This window comes from Deltaproteobacteria bacterium, from assembly GCA_020848745.1.
In the GTDB taxonomy this organism is placed as follows: domain Bacteria; phylum Desulfobacterota; class Binatia; order UTPRO1; family UTPRO1; genus UTPRO1.
Genome location: JADLHM010000035.1, coordinates 1 through 3801, shown reverse-complemented (window position 1 = coordinate 3801; position 3801 = coordinate 1). Strand labels below are relative to the sequence as shown.

The 3801-nt window shown below is 73.7% G+C and carries 5 protein-coding genes; 2 read left to right on the top strand and 3 right to left on the bottom strand.

Translation table 11 applies throughout. From position 1 onward, the window contains the following. A partial coding sequence (locus IT293_04870; GenBank protein ID MCC6763978.1) for a hypothetical protein occupies nt 1-621 on the bottom strand: 621 nt, incomplete at its 3' end. A 186-nt stretch (nt 622-807) separates the two neighbouring features. Between IT293_04870 and IT293_04865 the strand changes: the two genes are divergently transcribed. Both IT293_04865 and IT293_04860 read left to right on the top strand, forming a co-directional pair. After that, complete coding sequence (locus tag IT293_04865) at nt 808-1416, top strand: hypothetical protein (GenBank protein MCC6763977.1); 609 nt, start codon at nt 808-810, stop codon at nt 1414-1416. Beyond that, nucleotides 1407-1721 (top strand): hypothetical protein, encoded by a 315-nt coding sequence (locus IT293_04860; GenBank protein MCC6763976.1) that lies wholly within the window; start codon nt 1407-1409, stop codon nt 1719-1721. Before IT293_04865 ends, IT293_04860 begins: the two co-directional genes overlap by 10 nt. A 71-nt stretch (nt 1722-1792) precedes the next feature. On the opposite strand, the gene IT293_04855 is transcribed toward IT293_04860, so the two are convergent. Next, a complete protein-coding gene (locus tag IT293_04855) occupies nt 1793-2929 on the bottom strand; it encodes a hypothetical protein (protein ID MCC6763975.1) in 1137 nt (378 codons plus the stop codon). Then, the coding region (locus tag IT293_04850; GenBank protein ID MCC6763974.1) for a hypothetical protein at nt 2926-3801 on the bottom strand (876 nt) is incomplete at its 5' end. The genes IT293_04855 and IT293_04850, both read right to left, overlap by 4 nt.

Below are 3801 nucleotides of genomic sequence, written 5' to 3'. Positions count from 1 at the left end.
GAGCGGACTGCACGTCGTGACCGGCGGTGCGACGATCGCGCGCCGGCCGTGCGCGAATGCATCCAGGAGCGTCGCGACCGCCGGTGCGTCGCCGGTGCCGGCGAGGCAATCCCCCTTGCGCTCGGCCTTCGCGAACGCCGCGAGGAAGCTGTGCTCGACCTTCGTGCTGCACTTCGGGTCGACGGCGGCGCCCCGTCCCTTTTTGACGGCGGCCGCTTGGCACCCGAGCCGGGTGGCCGCTCTCTTGCCGGCGGCCTTGAGCTTGAGCGCGGTGCACGCGCTCGGGCCGGGCCCGCCGAGCCGTGTCGTGACGTCCGTAACGAGCCCCGCGACGCTCGCCGCGAACGTCTCGACGTCCCCGGTGCTCGTACAGTCGCCGGCCGTCTCGGCTTTGGCGAAGGCGGCGGGCAGCTTGGCGACCGCGGCAGCGACGCAGTCGGCGGTGAGGGGCTTGCCTCTGGCGACGGCCTTGGCGTGACATGCGAGATCCGTGGCCGTCCGCTTTCCCGTCGCGAGGAGCTTGACGGCGTTGCACTTCGAGGCCTCCGCCGGCGACGCCGCGCAGACCCACGAGAGAAGAAGCAAGCAGAGGGCGGAGTGGAGGCGTTGGCGGCGTCTCATGGTCACGTGGGCGTTCACGACCGATGAACGGATGTTCACTCGCCGCCGTGATGGCATCCCGTCGCGGTCGCCGTTACCCTCCGGCGCGATGGCGACCCGCCGCCCTTCGGCAGCGCTGCCGGCCCGCTTCGAGCCTCAGCTCGCGACCCTCGTCTCGGCACCCGCCGACTCCGACGAGCCGCGGAGCTGGCGCGGTTGAACGCCGGACTCGAAGCCCGCGTGCGGGCGCAGGTCGAGGAGCTCGAACGGCTCACCCGCCTGAAGCGCTTCTTCGCGCCGGCGGTCGCCGAGGTACTGGTCGCGGGCGACGCCGCCGACCCGCTGCGGACGCATCGCGCCGAGGTGACGGTCCTCGCGGCGGCGCTGCGCGGCTTCACGGCCTTCGCGGAGGCGGCGGAGCCGGAGGAGGTGATGGCGGTGCTGCGCGACTACCACGCGGCGATGGGCGTCCTGGTCGACCGCTCCGAGGGCACGCTCGAGCGCTTCAGCGGCGACGCCATGACGGCGCCGAACGTGTTTCGCTGCGACGGCGAGGTGTGGACGATCGCGTACCAGGGGAAGCGCTTCCGTCTCCGCGGCTCGCGCGGCTTCGTGTACTTGGCGACGCTGCTCGGGCAGCCGGGCAGCGCGTGCCGGCGAGCGAGCTCGCGGGGCTCGGCGCCGATCCGGAGGCACGGCGCGCGAGCGCGGCGGAGGCGCGCGAGAGCGGTCTGCGCGCCGGCGAGCCGGGCGACGGCAGCGACGTGCTCGATACCCCGGCACGGGCCTCGTACCGACGCCGGCTCGTGGAGCTGAACGAGGACCTCGAGCGGGCGCGCGCCTTCAACGACGAGGGCCGAGCCGCGAAGGTGCAGGACGAGATCGACTTCATCCTGCAGGAGCTCGCTTCGGCGGTCGGGCTCGGTGGGCGAGCGCGCAAGGCCGGATCGCCGCAGGAGCGCGCCCGGCTGAACGTGACGCGGGCGATCCGCTCGGCGATCGAGCGCATCGCCGCCCACCATCGCCCGCTCGCGCGCTACCTCTCGACGACCATCAGCACCGGGACGACCTGCGCCTACGAGACGGAGTTCCGGATCGCGGTCCCTTGGGTGCTGCGCTGAACGCGGCGGTGCCCGTTACGAACGACGTCGCTTCGTGACGTCGGTGCACAGATGGAAAGGTGCGCCGCGGATCACCGCATGACGACCGCGAGCGGCCAGAGATCCCGCGTTGTCCCGTCGCGCGAGACGAGACCGACGACCGCGAGCTCGCCGGGCGGGACCGCACGCGCGACGATGGTGAGGGTGAGCACGTCCGCCGCCGCGGCGCGCGTGCGGTCGAGGGAGACGTCGAGGTAGCGCGCGCCGCGCTGCTCGCCGGTGAGGTCGATCGCTGCGACGTCCCAGGGCGCCGTCGGCTGCGACGCGGCCGCAGTCACGACGACGGTTGCGCGCTCGCCCGGTCGTCGCAGGCGAATGGTCGGCTGGGCCGGGACGAGGGCGTGGAAGGGCCGGTCGCTTCGATCCGGGACGCACGGGTCGATGCCGCGCGCGGCGGCGCGATTGGACCAGGCGCGCTGCACGACGAAGCCGTCGGCCGTGGTGCGGTGGCCGGCGCGGGTGAGGAGGCCGCACGGGTCGACCGGCTCGACGCCGGCGGCGGTGAAGCCGGCCGTCGTCGAGCCGCCGTCGAACGCGAAGCCGCGCCGCGACGGGTCGGGGTTGGTCGCCGCCTCGAGGATCTCGTGGCTCGCGGTCGCGGTGAGGTCGGCGGCGTCGCCGCAGCGCGGGACGACCGCGTAGGGCAGGGTCTGTGCGGGGAGGCGAAGGGCGCGATGGAAGCCGCGGGGGCCGCCGCCGCAGTAGCGCGGGACGAAGGCGTCGCGGAGTGCGACCCCGGCGGGCAGATAGACGAGCACGAGCGTGTCGTCGTCGAGCGCGCCGAGCGTCCCGGCGGCGATCGCCCGTTCGAGGAGTGCCGCGAGCGCGGTCGCGTGCAGCTCGGCGGAGAGATCGTCCGCGAGGACGACGTGACGCCCCGGTCGCCCCGTTCCCATGCACTCCCCGTTTGCGGCACAGAGGCCCTCGGTCACGGTGCGCCACCAGCCGCTGCGGGTGATCACGTCGCCGAAGCGTGCCAGGTGGCGGACGAGCGCGGCGTCGTCCGCTGCGAACGTCACCGTGACGATGCGCGTGTGCGCGAGGAAGGGCCCGCCGCGATGGACGAGGCGAGGCAGGGCGCGCGCGATGAGCTCCGCGTCCCCGGCACGTGCGGTCGGCGGGACGAGCAGCGTCGCGGCCAAGGCGAGCGCGGCGAGGACGCGTGTCATTGCGCCTCGACGGCGCCGCGGTCGCAGCGCGGGTCGCCGTCGCCGTCGCCATCGACGGGACGCAGCGTCCCCCGCTGATCGGTCGCGAGCGCCGCGCCGTTCTCGTCCGTGCAGCCGGCTGGATTGCCGCCGTCGATCGCGGCACTACCGGCCTGCGGTACGTGGGTCGCGGTCGGGCCGCCGTTGTCGGCGAGCGCGGCGAGGAGCGGATCGACGCCGGCGACGTCGCCGGTGCCGGCGAGGCCGCAGTACGTGCCGCCGGTGCCGTTGTCGCCCGGATCGCCGATCAGATTGTGGCCGGCGGAGACCACCGTCGCGGTGCTCACATAACAGTCGGGGGCGAAGGCGGGGGCCGTGTTGCCGGCGATGATGGTGTTGGCGATCGTCAGCGTGCTCGTGCCGTCGAGCGAGACGCCGCCGGCGGCGCCGTTGGTGCCGCCCGCGTCCTCGCTGCGGTTGCCGGTCACGGTCACGTTGCGAAGCGCGATCGTCCATCGCCCGAGGTCCGACAGACCGCCGCCGTAGTACCAGAAGCAGCGATTCCCGCTGACGGTGGAGTTGGTCAGGCTCACCGTGCCGTCGAGCCCCGCGAGCGCGACGCCGCCGCCCGAGACCTTCGAATCGTTGCCGGCGATCGTGGCGCCGCGGATCGTCGTCGTCCCACCGGCGTTGCCGCCGTAGAGCATGATGCCGCCGCCGTGCTCGACGGTCGCGTGGTTGTCGGTGATCGTGCTGTCCACGATCGTGGCGTCCACCGGCACGTTGAAGGAATCGCTGTAGACGCCGCCACCGGTCGAGGCCGTGTTGCCGGTGATGGTGCACCGCTCGATCGCGAGCGGCCCGGAGCTGTAGACGCCGCCGCCGGTCGTCTG